The following is a 19,841-nucleotide window of genomic DNA, read 5'->3' on the forward strand; positions in this document are numbered from 1 at the left end:
TGGAACGGGAGCCCGGTGATTAACCCTTCACCGAGCCGGCCGCTATTCCCTCAACAATGTAACGCTGCATGAACAGATAGAAGATTACAATCGGGGCAACCCCGATAGTCAGCGCCGGAAGTGCCATATCCCATTGCTTCGTATACTGGCCGAAGAACGAGAAGGTAGCAAGCGGAATGGTACGCAATTCAGGTGCCTGAAGAATCAGCGATGGAAGCAGATAGTCATTCCAGATGCCCAGTGCATTCAGCACGATAATGGTCATCAGCATGGGCTTCAGCAGAGGTAGCACAATCCGGAAGAAAGCCGAGATCGGATTGCAGCCATCCACGGTTGCCGCTTCTTCAATTTCCAGCGGCACCGATTTGATGAAGCCGTGGAACAGGAAGATGGCCATCGGAATGCTAAGTCCCAGGTTGGAAATAATCAGACCCGCGAACGAGTTGTTGACCCCAATGATGTTTACGACCTTCAAGATCGGAATCATGATCGTCTGGAACGGAACGACCATTGCCGCTACGAACAGCAGCAACAGAACCTGGTTAAACCGGGTATTGGCACGTACCATGCGGTAAGCGGCCATTGCGCTGAACAGGGAGATCAGAATCACACTAATGATTGTGACGATCAGCGAATTGCGGAAGGCCTCAGAGAAACGGGCCAGCTTCCAGGCGTTAGCATAGTTTGACCACATGAAGGTCTGCGGCCAGCTTGCCGCATCGCTCAGAATCTCACCGAAGGATTTCACCGAGTTCGCCAGCAGGAAATAGAAAGGAGAAAGGAATAGAAGCGCCAGAAGAATCATAATTACTTCAATTCCAATGTTCCATCTGCCTTTAGTTTTAGCGTTCATTAAGCTTCTACCTCCTTGCTCTTCGTAAGACGAACCTGAATGACAGTGATCAGCGCTACAATGACGAAGAATAACAACGCTTTTGCCGTACCCAGACCGTAACGGTTGTTCAGGAAGGCTTCATTATAGATGTTCATGGCTACGGATTCAGTCGATTTGAACGGTCCGCCTTTAGTCAGCGACAGGTTCAGGTCGAACATTTTGAAGGACCAGGAAATGGCCAGGAACAAGCCGATCGTCACCGCAGGCATAATCAGCGGCACGATAATGTTGCGAAGCACCTGCATCCGGGATGCGCCGTCAATCTCAGCAGCTTCGAGCACTTCTTTGGACACGTTGCTGAGTGAAGCAATGTAGATAACCATCAGGTAACCGGAGGACTGCCAAATGAATACCATGACAATTGCCCAGAAGCCGGTGGTTGCATCCCCAAGCCAAGGAAGATTGAAGAAGGACCAGCCTGTAACATCGCCCATTGTGGCGAACCCTTTAATGAAAATGAACTGCCATATGAAACCAAGCAGCAATCCCCCGATCACATTCGGCATGAAGAATATGGTCCGGAGCATATTGCGTGTTTTTAAAGGTTTGGTCAGCAGATAGGCCAGGAAAAAGCCCACCACATTGGTCAATATTACTCCCAGTACAGTGAATCTCACGGTAAACCAGAAGGATGACCAGAAGTCGGGATCATTCGTAAAAATCGATTTAAAGTTCTGAACGCCCACCCAGCTTACATTACCTGATACGCCGTTCCAGTCTGTGAAGGAGTAGTACATCCCCATCAGAAACGGGATAATAGTAATCAAGGTAAAGAACAATAACGCCGGGCCAACGAAAAATAGCTGTTGACCAAATTGGGACAACTTATTGCCGCGCATTTAATGGCCCCCCTTTCTTTTGCTCACTTACTTGTTTATGATCTAAACATATTATCTGTTTTTTGCAGAACTCCTTACACCTACGCAGGTGATCTTTAGGGTGTAAAATATTGATCGGATGTGACAAGGCCCCATGAAGTGGAACAGTATCCGCACCAAACTGATTGTTTTTTTACTCCTGCCCACACTAATCTGTATTATGGCTACAATGTTCATTAACTACTCTTATACAACAAACTCATTAAGAACCCGGGCTGTCGATGAGAATAAGAATCTGCTGTACCAGGGCTACAAAAATATCAGCAGCCTCATTCAGGAGATCAACCGGCTGTCGCTGAGCGTATACGCCGACTCCGATTTTTACCGCCTGCTTGAAGCCGGTTATGATGATCTGTCTTCTGATATTGCAATTTATAATTCGCTCAGTTACATCTCTACTTCCCAGCCCAACATCTCACAGGTGTACTTATACGGCGTCAAAGACGGCAAGGCTACATTGATAACCGATAATACAACACCCAAGCGGTGGCTGGGGAATATGCCTTACCAGGAATCCAACCTTACGGGAAGCTCCCCGGTTAAAGTACAGGGCACTCATATCAGTAACGCCTACGGGCTGAAGCTGCCTATCATACAGTTCGTTCCGGAGCCGGTCTTTACGCTGCACCGCAGAATTGAACGCATCCCATCTACAGAAGCGCTAGGATTCTTATCGATTGATGTCAGGCTGAGCGCACTTGCCGATATTATGGACCAGCTGTACGAGCAGGATCAGGAGAACCTCTATCTGGTGGATGACAGCGGCACGCTCGTATACAGTAATGACAGCACCACGCTTGGCAAACCGCTGAATGCGGACTGGTATAACAGCCAGATTGCGGATAAGAGTGACTCGCAGGGTTATTTCGAAGAGAGCGGCGCCGTCTTTATATATCAGAGAATCGAAGGCGCGGGTCTCCACTGGACTCTGGTGAAGCAGATCCCTGTCTCCTATCTGTTCCGTGAAGCGCTTGAAGCGGCCCGGATCAATATGCTGCTGCTGGTGCTGCTGCTCATCACGATCATTATCCTGACCGTTCTGGTCTCCTTCCGGATTACCGCGCCGATCAAGCAGCTGACCCGGTATATGAACCAGGTGCAGACCGGCAATCTGGAGATTGATATCCGGCCGGCGGGCAAGGATGAGATCGGAGTGGTCACGGAGCATTTCCGCAGCATGATGGATACGATTAACAATCTGATTCTGCGGGAGTACAGGCTGGAGCTGTCGAACAAAACCAATGAGCTGAGGGCACTGCAATCGCAGATCAATCCGCATTTCATGAACAACACTCTTCAGATTATCGGTACACTCGCTCTGGAGCTGAAGGTGCCGCAGATCTACGGGCTGCTCTCGGCACTGGCCAAGATGATGCGCTACAGCATGTACAATGATGAGAAGATTGTGACGATCCAAAATGAGCTGGAGCATGTCAAAGCTTATATTGAGCTGCAGAAGGAACGTTTTGAAAATAAGTTCAGTTTCCGCTACGATATGGAAGAATCGCTGCTGCAGGCGCTGATGCCCAAGATGATCCTTCAGCCCATAGTGGAGAATTACTTCAAGCACGGTTTCAATCTGGACCGTACGGACGGATTCATCGAGATTACCGCAGCCCCCCTTACCTCCGGACGGATGGAAATCAGCATTCAAAACAACGGTCTGACCATTCCGGCCACCCGGCTGGAGGCGCTGCGCAAGGAGCTGGAGCAGCCCAGAGCCGTTGAGCCTGTTAATCTGAGTCATACAGACAACAAGGACGGTTACAGCAAACGCGATGCGCCCGGCGCCGGCATCGGCCTCGTGAATGTGCTGGCACGGCTGCGGCTGGTGTGTGGGGATAATGCCATGCTGACAGTGGATAATCTTAAGGCCGGCGGGGTAATCATCCGGCTGGAAATTGATATATTAGTGGAGAGTGAACGGATATGAAGGCGCTTATAGTGGATGATGAAGCAAGAGTCCGGAAGGCGGTCCGGCTGCTGGTGGACTGGGATGCCCATCAGATTGATGAGATTCTCGAAGCGGGGAACGGCAATGAAGCCATCCAGCTGATCCGCAAGGAGAAGCCGGCGCTGGTGGTTATGGATATGATGATGGAATCGGGGAACGGTGTTGAGCTGATGACCTGGGTAGATGAATTCGCCGGCAACACCAAATTCATTGTCGTCAGCGGGCATAATGATTTCGATTTCGTACGCCAGACCGTACGCCACGGCGGAATAGATTATATTCTTAAGCCGATTGAAGCAGATATGATTAACAACGCGGTGTCCAAGGCGGTTGCCGCCTGGCGTTCCGAAGAAGCGGAGCGCAGCCACCGCCAGCGTCAGAGCCTCCGGCTGAATGAGATTAAGCCAATCTACGGAGAGAAGCTGCTCTCCGCATTGATTGACGATAAGGTTAATGCCGAAGCCTCGCTGCGCAGGCTTATTGGGGACGGCATCATGCCGCAGAGTGCCAAGACCTCGCGGCTGATTCTTGTGCAGACGGACAGCGGCAACAATCCGCTGCTCAAACGGTTCGGGGGGGACAGCGAACTGCTGTACTACGCCATTGTGAACATCTGTAATGAATTTCTGCAGCAGCAGAATAACGGAATCGCCTTCCGGTATTGGGGCGGCCCCCCGGAGATTGCCATCATTCTCTGGGATGGCCGGGAATCTGTAGTCGAGCTGATCAGCCGGATCAATCAGGGAATCTACCATACCCTGCAGTTCCGTATGCATTTCGGCATCAGCACCGCAGGCCACTTCCCCGGACAGCTGCCGGCGCAGCGCACAGAAGCCGCCGAAGCCCTGCTCCGGAGGAATCTGCTAAGACATGAGGATTATTGTCACTTTGCTCCGGTTGCAGGAGAAGGCGGCTTCCCGGCAGGCAGCCAGGTGCGCAGCAGTGCCGATGCCGAAGCGCCGCTGAATTTCGCTGATGTCCAGGACGATTGGCGGATGGCTGTAATCAGCGGCACTCCCGAAACAATGTCCGCGGCTGCACAGCATTGGACCCATGAACTCAGCCGCCGCGGTGTGGTTACCCCGCAGATGCTGAACTCATGGAAAGCGGACGCACTGCTGTTCCGCTCCCGGCTGGTCCGGGAAGCACTGGGAAGCCTGGCCGACAGCGTGCTGGCTGAGCTTGAGCAGGAGGACCTCCAGCACCCGTCTCCGCTGCCAAGCGGCTACTCCTTCTCCCTGTTCGCCTGGCGTGACTGGTCCTTCGCGCTGATGCAGCGCCTGTCTCAGATACTCTCGGCCAGACAGATTAAAGAGCGGAATCCGATGACGGAGATTATTAAGTATATCGAGCAGAACTACCCGTCCGATCTCTCCCTGCAGGAGGTTGCCGGCAAATTCTATGTCAGCCGCGAGTACGTCTCGCGCAAGTTCAAACAGGAATACGGCATCAACTTCTCTGACTATATCGTCAACGTCCGGATCGAGAAAGCCAAGCTGCTCATGCAGAATCCAAACCTGAAGCTGGTGCAGATCTCGGAGATGGTCGGCTTCCACGACGTCAAATATTTCAGCAAGGTATTCAAGAAACAGGTCGGCTGCTCACCGAAGGATTACCGTGTACAAGTTTCCCCATAACAGAATGGATGCCAGAACTCATTGCAGTTCTCTTGGTCAATTGTCTATACCATGATGGCCGAAAGTGCATATCATGGTTCTGAAAGATGAACTTGCGAAGGAGGTAAGGCGATGAGCGGTTGCGCAAATGTCAGCGGACTTTTCACTTCTACCACTACAATTTTAGTACTCTATATTCTACTGGTGATTATTCTCAAAACATTCTAACCTGGTGAACGCAAAAAAGAGGCTATCCTAAAAGCCATCATATGGCCGCTTGGGATAGCCTTTGCCTTGAATACCGCCCATCCATTAGCCTATAACAGCTTATGAGACAGCCAATTCAAGTTAGGACAATAAAACTATAACCAGCAATTCGTACAGTACCAGGGTCAGGATGGCTTCTTCGCTGCTTCCGAAGAAGGCGCGTCCTGCTCCATGATGATTCTGTACCCCCAGGTAAAACAATCCCCTGTCACAGCCGAGAATTCTCCCTGTAACGACTTGACCGTCAATCGTCTGCACCTGGACAATCTGGTTTGCATGTTGTCTGCATACATGGTGCATGTGATGTCTGATCGACTTCATACTTTGAATATAATTCTGATCTGCCTGATACAGCACTTTTGGCTGCACTTGTACTCCCGCTTGCATTCCCACTACAGGCACACTACCCTTCTGTTAATGTACTACATAGTATGCCTAGCGGGTTCAAGGGGTTCTTTATGCTTCTTAAGCGTACCAAGCCAAAAACGCTTCCGCTACCGCCTTACCGGCATGGCCGTTCGGATGCGGATCAAACTCGTCGCTCATATACTCCGGCTTGATTCTGTGATCTGCCGGAGCCGGCACGGACAGCACCGCAGCGATGTCGAACACACGGTTCACACCAGCCGGAGGGTTCGTAAGGATGCTTTCATTCACACTGCGCCAGGCCGTTTCGCGGTCACCTTCGAAGTTGAACGGCGGCACGGTACTGAGAATGACGGAAGCGCCTTGGCGCGCTGACTTGATCTTGGCGATGATATGCGTAAGATCCTCCAGCAGTTCCTCAGCCGAACGTTGCCCGATATCCAGATCGTTAACGCCAAGCACAATCAGCACCTCATCTCCCTGCAAGGCTTTGTGCAGCCAGGCGCCATCCGTGGCCACATCATAGGCCCGGCCCCAGCCGGAGCCTATATTCCACAGCCCGTACTCCGCCCCCAATCCTTCAGCTATTCTTGCCGTCCAGAAGGCGTATTCATCCTTGGCAGTCCGCACTCCCTGTGTAATCGAATCCCCGAGGAATACCAGCTTCTTCGCTACTTCCTTTTTATACCCGAGGAAGCTTGGCAATACCTGCTGCTTATCCGATACGCTGAAAGCATCTGCGGTTTCCTGCGCAGCCAGATTGCCCGGCGCGTCGTAGCCGGAGACCAGCATACCCTCCACGTTGAAGGGAACCGACTTGCCGGCATCCGCCTTAAGGGTCCAGGTAAAGGCCAGATAGTGCCCTTCCGGCAGCTCCAGCAGGGCTTCATCGCTCCAGAACTTCTCGCCCGGCTTCACCAGCCGGGAGGCCTCGCCTGCGAAGGTAAACGGAACCTGCGAGCCAGGCACGACAGTGCCATCCGGATCGGCTCCGCCATCAGCCATATATGCCGCTTCGATGCTCCACTCCCCGCCCGGTTCACTCGCTGTAGACTCCGCCCCCATGTCCCATGTCGAATCCACAGCATTGCTGTGCCAGAACTTCAGCGTCAGGCTTCCATTCTCCCGCAGGCGGATATAGGTCCGGTATGTATGGGTGAACGGCTCCGGCGAGTTCATAATATGATTGGCGGCTGCGGACAGCGCTGTGGCTGAAGTGAATTCCGGCTGGCTTAGCACTCCTGTATTCACTTTATTGTTCATAGCATTCTATTCTCCTATCGTTTCTTACAGAAATTGGATTATCCAGTTCACAGCACACCTGTAATGAATGGAAAAGGCGATAATGTTGTACATACTACTTCTATGCCTGAATAATAGGAAATTTGAGAGAATTTGTTGTACGAAATATAGGCGTGTTGATTTCCCAAAAAAAGGGACGAAAAAGGCCGCCATTTCGGGTAATGGTAAGTACGACCAAACCAAACCGAAATGAGGCGACCTCATGAATAAATATACCCCATTTTTAGCCGTTTTCAAACAAGTGTTAACACCGGAAGAAGTCCAAATGGTGACCGGACAAACCGAGGACTACGTGGATAGAGGAACCAAAATGACCGTCGGGTTGCTGCTCGATTACTTTGTCCAAGCCTGCTACCACAAATGGGACGGATTCCGGCAGAGTGCCCGCTTAGGCCCAAGCTTTGACTTGCCAGAAATTCATTACTCCACCCTTTCCGGCAAGGCCGGTGAAGTCCCTTACGAAATCTTCAAACGTATCTTTCAACTGCTCGTCACGAAATGTAACCGCCAAACCCGGCGGCATTTGAATCTTCCTAAAGATCTTTTGCTGATTGACTCGACTACGGTCACGGCAGCGAACTCTCGAATGCCTTGGGCCTCGTACAAAAAATTCAGAGGGGGTATTAAGCTGCATGTTGCTCTTTCGCATGGCCAGCGTTCACCCCTGAACGTGAAGGAATCGATCGCGAAGCGCAATGACGCTCCGTTTGGAGAAGTCTTGGCAGATACGGACTACATTTTGGTACAGGATCGGGCGTATGGAAAAATCAGCAGATTGGATCAATATGTGCTCCAGGGCCAGTCGTTTGTGATTCGGCTCAAAGACAATCTCCATTTGGTGAAGCCAAGAGAACTCCAGCGACCCGCAGAGGGAGAAACGAAAATTGTTCGTGATATTACTTGTTATATCGGTCAAGGGAAGTGCCAATCTGCTCAGCGCCACCGGGTCGTAGAATTTGAAAATGACCGGGGTGAAGTCGTACGGGTCGTGACCGATTTGAGAAAAGAGTCCGCTCATGTGATCGCTGAAATCTACAAGGCACGCTGGGAAATTGAAGTCTTTTTCCGCTGGATTAAACAGCATCTGAACGTGCCATGTCTATTTGGAACCACCGAAAATGCGGTATACAGCCAATTGTTTGTGGCCCTTGCTGTCTATGTGCTTCTGAAACGCGTTTATGATGAAATCCACCCCAACGTGCCTGCCTTTGCTCAACTGACCCTTTGGGAATTTATGCAGCATTGGCGTATATTTAGTCTTCCGCTGGAGTGGCAGGTTCAACTTAGTCTGCTCAGGAACAAAGGGGTTTTGGGAATTATATCCATCCCATAATATGGGGAATCAACAGGCCTGTACGAAATACATGAATTCCCCCGCAAAGCAGCCGGGAGAAGGCGAAATGCTGCCTTTTATACAACAATTCTGGATTAGGATTGATAATATGAGGAAAATGTTGTATTTCGTGCAGGATTTGCGCGGCAAGAACAGCTTGAGAAGTTCCAATAGCCTCAAATACCGTAACCGTTGTTCAATCCTCAAAAAACTCCCTGATACACCGGGGACGAATGTCCCCCGTCATCAGAGAGCTTGAATATGAGGCGGTATAAGCTTATTTCAGCGTAATGGTGAACGATACGGATTTAGCTCCGGCGTTTACCTTCACTGTAGTTTCATCTGCCTGCTCCGCACCTTCTACGGAAGCGATAGCGCCAAGATCCTTCACAGCAAATGTGAATGCTTTGCCGCTGCCTTCAGCAGTTACAGTTACGGTGTTGCCGCTGCGTGCAGCTTCTACCTTCAGCTCAGGAGCGCCGTTGATATCGCGTACAGTTGCAGTTGTTGCCTTGCCATCCTCAAGGGAGTACAGACCAAACTTCACGCCTTCGGCGAAGTCATAGTCCGGACGGCTGTCTTCGCTGCCTACGGCAAGCAGGGAGTTCGGGCGTACGAATAACGGAAGGCTGAAGAAATCATGCTTCTCTTTGCGCCATGATCCGCCCTCCACGGTTTCGCCGTTCAAGAGGTGTGTCCAGCGGCCGGCTGGCAGATAGTATTTCACTTCGCCGTTCTCCTGGAAGATCGGAGCCACCAGCAGGGAATCCCCCAGCATGTACTGGCGGTCCAGCACTTCGCAGGTCGGATCTTCCGGGAATTCCATCACCATCGCACGCATCGAAGCCCAGCCCTGTTCATGCGCCTGTCCGGCTACATCATACAGGTATGGCATCAGGCTGCATTTAAGCTTGGTGAAGAAGCGGGTAACATCCACGGCTTCGTCGTCGTAAGCCCAAGGCACACGGTACGAGGTGCTGCCGTGCAGACGGCTGTGGCTGGAGAGCAGGCCGAAGGCCAGCCAGCGCTTGAAGACATGCGCCGGAGCGGTATTCTCGAAGCCGCCGATGTCATGGCTCCAGAAGCCGAAGCCGGACAGGCCTAGCGACAGGCCGCCGCGCAGGCTTTCTGCCATGGACTCGTAGTCAGCGTAGCAGTCGCCGCCCCAGTGAACCGGGAACTGCTGCCCGCCGGCGGTTGCCGAACGTGCGAAGACTGCCGCTTCATTCTTGCCAAGCTTCTCTTCCAGTACTTCAAAGACAACCTTGTTATACAACTGAGTGTAATAGTTATGCATTTTGTGCGGATCGGAGCCGTCGAAGTAGACAACATCCGTAGGAATACGCTCGCCGAAGTCGGTCTTGAAGCTGTCTACGCCCATGTCCACCAGGCCGCGCAGGTAACCTGCATACCATTCACAAGCCGCAGGGTTCGTGAAGTCCACGAGTCCCATGCCTGCCTGCCAAAGGTCGGTTTGGTATACGTCGCCGTTAGCTTTTTTGAGCAGATAGCCGTTCTTCTTGCCTTCTTCAAACAGCGGTGAACGCTGTCCGATATAAGAGTTGATCCAAACGCAGATCTTAAGCCCCTTGTCATGCAGGCGCTTCAGCATACCCACAGGGTCCGGGAACACACGGGAATCCCACTGGAAATCGGTCCACTGGTATTCGCGCATCCAGAAGCAGTCGAAATGGAACACATGCAGCGGCAGATCGCGCTCTGCCATTCCTTCTACGAAGGAGTTAACCGTAGCTTCATCGTAATCTGTAGTGAACGAAGTGGTCAGCCACAGACCGAAGGTCCATGCCGGTGGCAGCGCAGGCTTGCCGGTCAGTGAAGTATATTTAGTAATAACCTCTTTGATTGTCGGCCCTTCGATAACGAAGTATTCCAGGCTCTCTCCAGCTACGCTGAATTGGGCTTTCTTCACTTTCTCAGAAGCAATTTCGTACGATACCAGTTCAGGCTGGTTCACGAATACGCCGTAGCCTTTGCTGGTCACATAGAACGGAACGTTCTTGTAGGCCTGCTCGGAGCTTGTACCGCCGTCTTTGTTCCACAGGTCAACCACCTGGCCGTTCTTCACAAAAGCAGTGAAGCGTTCGCCCAGACCATACACGAATTCGCCGATGCCGATATCCAGCTCTTCACGCATGAACGTGTTGCCGTCCTGATCGGTGATATAGGCCATCGACTTGTAACCGCTGCCTGTAATGCGCTCGTCGCCGCGGTAGAAATCCACCGACCAGTGAGTGCCCTTGTTGATAACCACGCGGAGTCCGCCGCTGATCAGCACGGTTTGTGCTTCGGTTTCTTCGATTTGAACATGATCGCCTGTTCCCTTAGTCAATTCAAAGGAAGGACCACGGTCGATCACCCCGTCATTATGAATAATCTTAATTCCAACCACACCCGGAAGCGGGGAGTGGAATTTTACGGTAAGCAGTGTAGAGTTCAGTGTTGCCGAACGTCCTGTAATCGGAGTCGTCTGCGTGATAGCCGTCAGGCCCTCTTCAGTTTTCTCAACAACATAGTTCTGAACTGCACCATTGATTGTGATTCCGTCGCGAACCAGCCAAAGGCCGTCTGTAAATTTCATGTGTGCACTTGCCACCCTTCAATTTGGTGTTTATAGTTGCATTATAACGATAACAAAATCACAAAACTACTATAATATAGCTTATTTATAACACTATTTTGATGTTTTCCCCACAAGGAGGGCTTTAATGGACCGCACATCGCAGCGATTGCTCAAAGAAGACCGTGAACACGGGGATGTTATGTTTCCCTTGGCCGCCTATTGGATAGAGCTCCCGGCAGGAGCCCCTGTCCTGGATACCCACTGGCATGAGGAAGCGGAGTTCTTCCTGCTGCTTGAAGGCGAGATTCTCTTTCAGGTGGATACGGATTATTTCACGCTCCGCCCCGGAGAAGCCGTGTTTATTGAATCCGGTGATATTCATGCCGCCTATGCGGCTCTGGACACTCCCTGCCGGTTCTGCGCACTTGTCTTTCACCCCGATCTACTGGCCAGCGCCCAATATGATACCATCCAGCAGACTGTAATTCTGCCGCTTCAGGAGAAACGCCAGAGCTTTCCGCGTCACATCACCTCCTCCGTACCTTGGCAAGGGGAGCTTCTGCTGCACCTGGAGCGGATGATGGAGGCATATGATAATAAAATGCCCGGATTCGAGTCCTTTATGAAAGGAACTTTGCTGATCATGCTCTCACAGATTGCGCCGCCGGGACGTTCGGTGAACTACAGCCAGTCGGCAGGCGCGGATACCACGAAGATCGACCGGCTGAAGAAAATCATCCTCTACATTCAGGACAATTATCAGGAGCCGATCCGCACCCGCGATCTGTCCGAGCTGATTCCGATGAGTGAGGGGCAGTTCTGCCGTTTTTTCAAAAGCATGACCCGCAAGACGCCCGTCGATTATATCAACTCCTACCGGATCCGCCAGGCCGCCGCCCTGCTGCAGCAGAGTGACCGCAAAATCTCCGATATCGCCATGGATGTCGGCTTCGACAATGTCAGCTACTTCATCAAAGTCTTCCGCAAAGCGATGAACTGCTCGCCTTCCGAATTCCGCAAGGATGCTATGCCGGGAGCCGGTCAGGGCCAGCTTTATCCGTAAGATCAATGGGATAATTCGAACTGACAAATTTAACCTGCCCGTGTAGAATATCAATTTAGAAGGGCGGGAGAAACCTTGAATATATTTAAGATAATAACAGCGTTTATACTATTACTTCGCTTCTTTATAGCAGGTGATGCAGCAGGCAGCAGTGATACTTCCATATACAAGCACCCGATGGCATCTGACCAAATCACAGACCCTTCCATGGGTGAGATCCGCTTGATGCTGGAAGAAGCAGGTCTTGGAAAGTATTGGGATACATTAAAACATCACATTCTGCCCGGATTCTACATGGTTCCAAAAATGACAGATGAAACAGAAATCAAGCTTGGCGCCAGCAAAATCGGGGGACATCCTGATATGCCCTCTTCCTTTCAATGGCCTTCGTGGAAGAACCATCCCATGTCTTTTGTCGCTCAAATCAATCTTGAAGAGTTCCCTATGAATTTGGTTAACCCGGGGTATCCAGCTACCGGAATTCTCTACTTTTTCTACGTGTATGATTTTGAGGTGTGGTATAACAGCGATGACTATGATTCAGACAAGAAGAATAATAATGTTGTATATTACTCCCCTGAAACTACAGAATTGGTTCGAATGGAGCCACCGATGACATTATCGGAAGATCAAATATTCAGATCCGCGCTGCTCGAAAAAAAGCTTGAATTAACGATTCCCGATTCAGATTATCTGGAAGCCAACCATCTGATGAACAACGAAACGGACTTGAACCGCTATTCCCTGGAATTCAGACCGAAATTACTGATTACTTACGACCGTGGAATCGGATTCCGTTTCCTGGGCCATATGACAGCACTGCAATACGGAGGTCATCCCAGCGATGAGATTCTATTATTCCAGGCTGATTCTGATGATCAGATCGGGATGGAATGGGACTTGTCCGGTTTATTGCATTTTTTCATCAAAGCGGATGATTTCAAAAAATTATTCTTCGAGAATGTCTATACGTATCGCGTGGGGACGTGAGGTCAGCGGGTTCGATAGGATCGCTCATCTCTCTATTCACCCTCCAATCTGCTTACGGGTGCCCGGATACGTTTAAGTTACGTGTAAGGGTGGAGCCACGCCGCTTCCGCTACTCTACTTACAGGAGGCAGATCACCATGAATCAACATGTTACCTTGCCGAGTGAGGTACAGGAGTATTACAATGCCATCAACCACTATCAGCCTGAAGCCTTTATTGATTTGTTCACTCCCGGCGCCAGCGTTAAGGATAACGGTAAAGAGATTGCGGGCAGGGAGGCTATACAGGCTTGGGGGGAAGCAGAGCTGTTCTCTGCCAAGGTCCGCTACACGATCATGGAAATCGAAGAATCCGGAGAAGCGATCGCTGTGACAGCAGAGATGGAAGGGGAATTTAACAAGAATCGCGTTCCCGCTCCGCAGCTGTTCAGACATGAGTTCACGGTGCAGGGCGGTAAAATCAGCACCCTGATCATCACGCTTAAGTAGCCGGACAGGATCATTCTCTTCTAGTATGGTCCGCAACGCGATGCTTTCCCATTATATGCCGGCAAATACCGATTGAAAAAAGGGCATTACCAGGCCGGACACGGCTGCGGTAATGCCCTTTTTTATGTTCCACTCAAGCCCGGCTTCAGCCTGCCTTACGGATTACAATGAAGCAGGTGCTGTCCGGCAGTGCGACCGCCTGCCCGCTCTCATCCATCACCACGACCCGATCCTGCAGCGCCTCCGTATACCCTTCCTGCAGGTAATGGCGGAAGACTTCAATCTTCGCCTGATCACCAAGCGTCTGCTCAATGAACGCAGCATACTGCGAAGGGGTGAAGTATCCAAACTGCTCCTGTACTTCATGGATGTAGGCTTCTTCCCCCCACGTATACGTGTACAGGAATTCCATCGCATCATTCACCGGCATAAGGACCTCCTGACCGCCAAGCTGCTCATACCGGATACTCCGGCCGGCAAAATCCTTCGCATACCGCTCCAGCCACGCCATTCCGTCATCCTCCAGAAACCGCACTCTTCGCTGCTGATCCTCCGGCTCACTCATAATACCGTCGCGGACAATAATGACTCCGCCGTCCGCCAGCACACCGAAGGCGCTGGTTAGCGCTGCAGCAACCGTCCCGTGATTGAACTTCTTCCCATCCAGCGGCACATAGGAATACAGCTCATGCAGGATGGAGGAGAAAATCACCGTGTCGACCGTGCCCGCCTCCACGTAATCCTTCAGGTTCAGCGCATCGCCCTGCAGCACCTCCCAGCGGCGGTCTTCCCGCTGCTTGCGCTGCCGCAATGCTTCAATAACATTGCTGGAGATATCGATGCCGACCGGAATCACATCCGGCATCCGCTGCTCAATCAGATCCAGCAGCACCCCGCCGCCCGGCCCGATGTCCAGCACCTTGCGGCCGGTGACGTAATCCAGAATGACCGCCTTATAATCCGCCGTATCATTCATCTGGCTTAAGTACGTATCCTCGTTATGGAAGCGGTCGAACGCATCCCGGCGCAGATCGAACAGGTCGAACAGCAGCAGCACCGCCCGTTCATACAGTGCCGACTTCTCGGCCTCGGTGCAGAATTCAATCAGCTTCTCAGCCGCCGGGGAGAATTCGAAATGGAAGAACAGCGTATCAGGCAAATGCTCCTTCCGCAGCAGCCGGTGCAACAGATGCGGATTGACCGAAGGCTGCTCCCCGCTATAGATCTCTGTCCAATCCAGCTCAGACAAGTATTTCTCAATGATCCTTTTCTTGTACACGTTGATCTTCTTGCTGCCCTTGTAGTCATAATAAATGCTGTTCATCACCGCTTCGAAGCTGATATGGTGGAGAGCGGACAAATCACTGCTAGCCGAGAGGCTTACTACTTTGAGGAACTGCTCCAGCGAGAAGGTCTGCAGTGCAGATTCCACATACCAGAAGGTGACAGGCTGCAGCGGCTCCAGTACAGCAGGATTGAAGCCCTCCTGCACAAGACTGCTCCACTCCGTCTCATAATCCTCACCCTGCGCGATAGATCCGGAGCGCATTCTCCGCAGACGCTCCTTCATCGGCACTTCAGCATGCAGATTACCCGAGGAGATTACGGCAATCAGCTCCATCACCTGAGGACGAACCTCCTGCCACAGCTCCGGGGCTACAGCCGAGATTATGCAGTGATTCAGCGCGAACAGCAGCCGCTCCAGCTCATCTGCGGTCAGCAGCCCCTGCTCCACCAGTCCGGATAATGGAAGATTGACCGAAGGCGGAACCTCGCCGCGGATCTGCTGCCCGATCAGCCCGTGGGTTTCGATCAGCCGGTGCACGATCAGCCGCTTATCCGCAGAGGCAGCGTCCTCCCGGTCATCCTCTCCACAACGCCAGTACAGCTGTGCCGAACCGATATTATGCACAAATATATTAATGCCGTCCTTCTGCCAGCTCCTGCGCTGCCGGATCGTACCACCCTTGGCAGTCTCCGACCAGATCAGCGTCTCTTCAGCCAATTCTCTGATCCAGTAGGATAGCGGCAGACTGTCCAGTACACGCAGGCTCCGCTCTACATAATCCAGCACCGGACTCTGCTGCTCCAGTTCCCCCAGCGATTCCACCCGTTCGAGGTTCACAATCGTCTGCTCGGCCTGAACGATATATTCCAGCCACAGACAGCCTTCACCGGGGAGTCTTCCTTCTTCACGGTATGTTTCAATAGCCTGCAATGATTTCAGCATATGCCTGCCTCCCTATGTAATAACGATCTCTATACAATAGCCCTGCTGGCTGCGGTTGAATCATGAAAAACTGTTCATACAACAAACCGCAAGCTTCTGAAGAGAAGCCTGCGGTCAAGAAAATGCATTACTATTGTATATTGTATACCAGATTGCCGGGAGAAGATAAATCCAATTTAAAGTGCACCTGCATCCCTCGCCGTATAGAAGGACGGGAAGATCGGCCGGTAATGTAGTTCATCCCTGATGCGTGTGGTATCGATGACTCCCTCCCATGGATTGAATTCCTGCTGCTGCGCTGCCGGGGGAATTTCCAAATGATGCAGCTTAAGCAGTTCGGCAATGGAGATCGGTGCATCATCGCCAACGTTGTAGATCCGGCCATCTATCCCGTCTGCGGAAGCAGCGAGCAGCAGGGCCTGCCCTACATCTGCATGGTGCGCCATATGCATTCGTTTCGCCGGATTCCAATTGCCTACGAGCGGCAGAAATTCTGTGATATGCGGGTCCCGCTCACCATAGACAAAGGGCAACCTTACAATGCGCAGGCCTAATCCCTGTTCATGGTGAAGCTGCAGCAGCGCTGCCTCAGCCTTAGCTTTGGACTGCGGATAAGCAAACGCAGGCTTCAGCTCGTCATCCTCCTGACTGGGTCCCGCGTTACTTCCGGAGCCGTAGACATTATTGGTGCTCGCAAAAACAAACCTTGGCACCTCCGCCTCCAGCACTGCCTTGGCCAGAGCGATGCTTCCATCGAAATTGGATATCCATGTGGTATTCTCGTCTACCCCGCGGAACTGAGCTGCCAGATGAAATACAACATCAATCCCCCGGAGAGCATCCACATAATGTTCCGGCTGCAAAAGCTCGCCTTCTACAATCTCAGCCCCCAGCTGCTTAAGCCCATCTGCCTTGGCAGCATCCCTAATCAACAGCTTAACGTGATGACCGCGCTGCAGCAGACGCGGAACAAAACGGCTTCCTACTTTACCGGTGGCTCCAGTTACAAATATGTTCATAGTTCAAATCCTCCTAAGTTTATAGATGCTATACTGGCAGTATAATAGAATGTGTAACTGGCATCCTGCCTGCGTTTATCGTAGGACTATTAGTGTTAGGATAAGGATAAGGAGGAGTTCAGCATGGAAGAGATTTCTTCCAGACTGCCGTTAGGTGAATTTCTGCGTTCGCGCCGGGAACGTCTGACTCTTGAAGAAGCCGGGTTAGTCTCTTATGGAAGACGGCGGACTCCGGGGCTCCGCCGGGAAGAAGTGGCCCAGCTTGCCCACATCGGAACCTCATGGTACACCTCTCTGGAGCAGGGAAGAAGTATCAATCCTTCAGAGGATGTACTGAATAACATAGCAGAGGCGCTGCGACTAACTGAAGACGAACGTCACTATCTTCATCTTCTTGCCAGACCGGTGCAGCAGCAGGCCGTAGAAGATCAGCAACTGAATACAGGCCTGGAACGGATGATCAAGGCCCTGGAGCCCAATCCGGCCTTCGTAATCGGGAGAAGCTGGGATTTGCTGTTATGGAATCAGGCAGCGGAGTTAGTGTTCGGCTTCCCTTCATTCTCAGAGGGTAAGCAGGAGCGTCCCAACTGGATGAGACTGCTGTTGACGACCGGGAAGCGGAGATTGAATCTGGAGGACTGGGAGAGTAAAGCAGAGGTCCTCGTTGCACGCTTTCGTGCCGATTACGCACATTTCCCTAATGACCCGAGGTTCAAGGAGCTTATCGGAGAATTTATGCAGAGCAGCCCGCTGTTCCGCGAGAAATGGCCGCTGCATGATGTTCAGGTTGTAACGGACTGCCACAAACAGTGGAATGCGCCGGGCATCGGAGAGCTGGAGTTTGAACATGTGACCCTGCAGCCTCAGGGCCATCCGGATCTGAAGATCATGATTTATACAGCTACTGCCGAAACAGCTGCGCGTCTGCAAAGTCTAATGAACACCAGCGAACATTAATCATGCAGTTATGGGTTCAAAAATAACAGCAGCTAACCAGGACATGATTCCCCCGTCCACGGTTGCTGCTTAGCGGCTGCGTATGGAGCTTACCATTCCTCCTCAACTGGAACTTCGGCGGGGCCTCATGGCTCATCCAGCTGTGGAGCGGACTGAGATTCCCCTATTGAGGAAGATCTCGGCAATTTGCGGGTAATTCGGACTGAGTCCGTTTCAGCCTTATTATTAGTTTTTTGGTGAAATAAGGGAATCTCAATCCGCTCAGACCTCCAACTAAAGGTGGTAATGATATATGGCTGCTTCTGAGGATAACAGTCTAGACACCCTGACTTTTGAAATTTTGGTTGATATATCCAAGAAGTATACGAATATCTCTAATCATAAACGGGTATTAGCTCCGGTAGTTACTTCAACTATATCTCTATACGTAAATGGACTTAGGCTAAATGAAGACGAGGATGAAGTATTTGTAGTCACTGAGTTCTTCGAATCCCTTACCCATCAAGGGAGAATCCCTATGTATACCTGCTCGTGTGGTATTTTTGGTTGCGGAGGATTTTATATTGATGTTTTGTATAAGAAAGAAACAGTCATTTGGGGTACAGAACAAGCTACTTTCACCAAGTATATTTTCTCAAGGGGCAATATCGTACGTGTTGCAGAGGGATTGATTAATAAGCTGGTGGAATTACACCAATTGTTACAGGAGCATGGGCTTCAGACTTTTCATGATAATGAAGCCACAAAAAAGCGGCAACCCAGGACCCCTTGTCCCGGGCTGCCGCTGTTTCTGTTTACCAGAATATAGCGCAAAGCTTCTATTATTTAACCTGTTCCATGAACGCTTTGTAATCCTGAACGATCTCTTTAGACAGGGTATGGTGTAAGTAATGCTCCCCTTCAAGCGGGATCAGTTTGCCATGCGCAGAATCCTTCAACTGCCCTTCATGCAGCGTCTGCCAGCCCTCAACATCAGTATTATTGGCTTGTATGAAGAGGAGCAGCGGGAGCTCTTTAGGGAATGTCAAAGCCTGAGCCGCTGTAAAGTTATCATTGAAATGTTTCATTTCATTCATGGTAGTGTCGTTGCTGGAGTTTTTATTCGAGATCATGTTCATCTGCTGCTTGATATGATCATCAAACGGCAGGCCGGCATAGGGATCACCGCCTACTTTCTTGAGCAATCTCATCAGACCTGATTTGTCGAGGAATTTGAACATTCCCACTGGCATTTCAGCATCCATGCCCTCTTGTGTCGGCACACTGCTGTCGATTCCTACAAAAGCAGTCACTTCATCTGTATACTTGTTCACATAATCCAGCCCGTATATACCGGCAATGGAATGCCCCATCAGCGTGTAACGGGTAATGCCAAGCTGCTGCAATGCTTCATGAATTTCACTTGCAATATTATCGTTAGTCCGTTCCTTATCGGTTCTATCACTTAATCCATAGCCGAACGGCTCAACCGCCACCACCCTATAGAACGGAGACAACTCATCGATCAGCGGTTTGAAATCCAGTGCCGGAGCGCCCGTGCCATAACCAGGCAGCAACACCACAGTTTCCTCGCCCGTCCCTTGAATCAGTACATTCATCTTTTTGCCGTCTACAGGCACCAGCTGGCCGTAAGACTCAATTTTCCCCAGCTCCGATTTGCTGCTGATGATATTCACTACAAACACAACGGCTAAGAAAAGCACTATGGCGATCATTATTGCCGCAATAGATTTAAGCGTAACCCTAAGCCATTTTTTCATTATACATGCACCTGTCCTCATCGTTTGATAAGATCCTTACGAACCAATAAGGTAAGCTTACACAATGAAGATGTACTCCCCGTGACGGCAATATGAACGGAATATGAACAGCTGCAATTGGAAAAATGCTGCGGCTCTCTGC

17 protein-coding genes are annotated in these 19,841 nt (G+C 51.1%); 9 read left to right on the plus strand and 8 right to left on the minus strand.

Annotation, left to right across the window (positions count from 1 at the left end; all coding sequences use genetic code 11):
- Positions 1–19: 19 nt before the first annotated feature.
- Complete coding sequence (locus tag MKX70_RS01135; RefSeq protein ID WP_042232725.1) at positions 20–853, minus strand: carbohydrate ABC transporter permease; 834 nt, start codon at positions 851–853, stop codon at positions 20–22.
- Complete coding sequence (locus tag MKX70_RS01140; RefSeq protein ID WP_042232723.1) at positions 853–1,734, minus strand: carbohydrate ABC transporter permease; 882 nt, start codon at positions 1,732–1,734, stop codon at positions 853–855. Before MKX70_RS01140 ends, MKX70_RS01135 begins: the two co-directional genes overlap by 1 nt.
- A 133-nt stretch (positions 1,735–1,867) precedes the next feature.
- Here MKX70_RS01140 and MKX70_RS01145 point away from each other — a divergent pair, with 133 nt between their 5' ends.
- From MKX70_RS01145 to MKX70_RS01155, 3 genes are all read left to right on the plus strand, one after another.
- On the plus strand, positions 1,868–3,706 hold the full coding sequence (locus tag MKX70_RS01145) for a cache domain-containing sensor histidine kinase (protein ID WP_042232721.1): 1,839 nt from the start codon (positions 1,868–1,870) through the stop codon (positions 3,704–3,706).
- Positions 3,703–5,364 (plus strand): helix-turn-helix domain-containing protein, encoded by a 1,662-nt coding sequence (locus MKX70_RS01150; protein WP_042232719.1) that lies wholly within the window; start codon positions 3,703–3,705, stop codon positions 5,362–5,364. The genes MKX70_RS01145 and MKX70_RS01150 overlap by 4 nt, the downstream gene beginning before the upstream one ends.
- A 111-nt stretch (positions 5,365–5,475) precedes the next feature.
- The gene (locus MKX70_RS01155; RefSeq protein WP_340780889.1) at positions 5,476–5,571 is read left to right on the plus strand and encodes a YjcZ family sporulation protein; all 96 of its coding nucleotides are present in this window, start codon (positions 5,476–5,478) and stop codon (positions 5,569–5,571) included.
- Positions 5,572–5,691: 120 nt separating this feature from the next.
- On the opposite strand, the gene MKX70_RS01160 is transcribed toward MKX70_RS01155, so the two are convergent.
- Together MKX70_RS01160 and MKX70_RS01165 are read right to left on the minus strand one after the other, a co-directional pair.
- A complete protein-coding gene (locus MKX70_RS01160) occupies positions 5,692–5,979 on the minus strand; it encodes a hypothetical protein (RefSeq protein WP_231637770.1) in 288 nt (95 codons plus the stop codon).
- 96 nt (positions 5,980–6,075) lie between these two features.
- On the minus strand, positions 6,076–7,239 hold the full coding sequence (locus tag MKX70_RS01165) for an SGNH/GDSL hydrolase family protein (RefSeq protein WP_340780891.1): 1,164 nt from the start codon (positions 7,237–7,239) through the stop codon (positions 6,076–6,078).
- A gap of 241 nt (positions 7,240–7,480) precedes the next feature.
- On the opposite strand from MKX70_RS01165, the gene MKX70_RS01170 reads away from it, so the two are divergent.
- On the plus strand, positions 7,481–8,611 hold the full coding sequence (locus MKX70_RS01170; RefSeq protein WP_340782749.1) for an IS4 family transposase: 1,131 nt from the start codon (positions 7,481–7,483) through the stop codon (positions 8,609–8,611).
- Positions 8,612–8,888: 277 nt separating this feature from the next.
- On the opposite strand, the gene yicI is transcribed toward MKX70_RS01170, so the two are convergent.
- Positions 8,889–11,210 carry an alpha-xylosidase gene (yicI, locus tag MKX70_RS01175; RefSeq protein ID WP_340839379.1) on the minus strand — a complete coding sequence of 774 codons (2,322 nt, stop codon included), beginning with the start codon at positions 11,208–11,210 and terminating at the stop codon, positions 8,889–8,891.
- A 127-nt stretch (positions 11,211–11,337) separates the two neighbouring features.
- Here yicI and MKX70_RS01180 point away from each other — a divergent pair, with 127 nt between their 5' ends.
- The 3 genes from MKX70_RS01180 to MKX70_RS01190 all read left to right on the plus strand — a co-directional run bounded on the left by MKX70_RS01180 (position 11,338) and on the right by MKX70_RS01190 (position 13,733).
- Entirely contained in the window at positions 11,338–12,255 is a 918-nt protein-coding gene (locus MKX70_RS01180; protein ID WP_340839380.1) for an AraC family transcriptional regulator, read from the plus strand.
- Positions 12,256–12,330: 75 nt separating this feature from the next.
- On the plus strand, positions 12,331–13,245 hold the full coding sequence (locus tag MKX70_RS01185) for a YwqG family protein (RefSeq protein ID WP_340839381.1): 915 nt from the start codon (positions 12,331–12,333) through the stop codon (positions 13,243–13,245).
- A 137-nt stretch (positions 13,246–13,382) separates the two neighbouring features.
- Positions 13,383–13,733, plus strand: coding sequence for a nuclear transport factor 2 family protein (locus MKX70_RS01190; protein ID WP_042232710.1), 351 nt, complete (start codon positions 13,383–13,385; stop codon positions 13,731–13,733).
- A 145-nt stretch (positions 13,734–13,878) separates the two neighbouring features.
- On the opposite strand, the gene MKX70_RS01195 is transcribed toward MKX70_RS01190, so the two are convergent.
- Positions 13,879–15,963, minus strand: a complete 2,085-nt coding sequence (locus MKX70_RS01195; RefSeq protein ID WP_340839382.1) for a class I SAM-dependent methyltransferase — start codon at positions 15,961–15,963, stop codon at positions 13,879–13,881.
- Positions 15,964–16,139: 176 nt separating this feature from the next.
- Positions 16,140–16,982: an NAD-dependent epimerase/dehydratase family protein gene (locus MKX70_RS01200; protein ID WP_340839383.1), complete on the minus strand. Its 843-nt coding sequence runs from the start codon at positions 16,980–16,982 to the stop codon at positions 16,140–16,142.
- 123 nt (positions 16,983–17,105) lie between these two features.
- Between MKX70_RS01200 and MKX70_RS01205 the strand changes: the two genes are divergently transcribed.
- Together MKX70_RS01205 and MKX70_RS01210 are read left to right on the plus strand one after the other, a co-directional pair.
- Complete coding sequence (locus tag MKX70_RS01205; protein ID WP_340839384.1) at positions 17,106–17,939, plus strand: helix-turn-helix transcriptional regulator; 834 nt, start codon at positions 17,106–17,108, stop codon at positions 17,937–17,939.
- A 292-nt stretch (positions 17,940–18,231) separates the two neighbouring features.
- The gene (locus MKX70_RS01210; RefSeq protein WP_340839385.1) at positions 18,232–18,747 is read left to right on the plus strand and encodes a hypothetical protein; all 516 of its coding nucleotides are present in this window, start codon (positions 18,232–18,234) and stop codon (positions 18,745–18,747) included.
- A 13-nt stretch (positions 18,748–18,760) separates the two neighbouring features.
- On the opposite strand, the gene MKX70_RS01215 is transcribed toward MKX70_RS01210, so the two are convergent.
- Complete coding sequence (locus MKX70_RS01215) at positions 18,761–19,699, minus strand: alpha/beta fold hydrolase (RefSeq protein ID WP_445323632.1); 939 nt, start codon at positions 19,697–19,699, stop codon at positions 18,761–18,763.
- Between the last annotated feature and the right edge of the window lie 142 nt (positions 19,700–19,841).

The sequence above is a fragment of the Paenibacillus sp. FSL R7-0312 genome, assembly GCF_038004445.1.
Taxonomy (GTDB): Bacteria; Bacillota; Bacilli; order Paenibacillales; family Paenibacillaceae; genus Paenibacillus_AQ.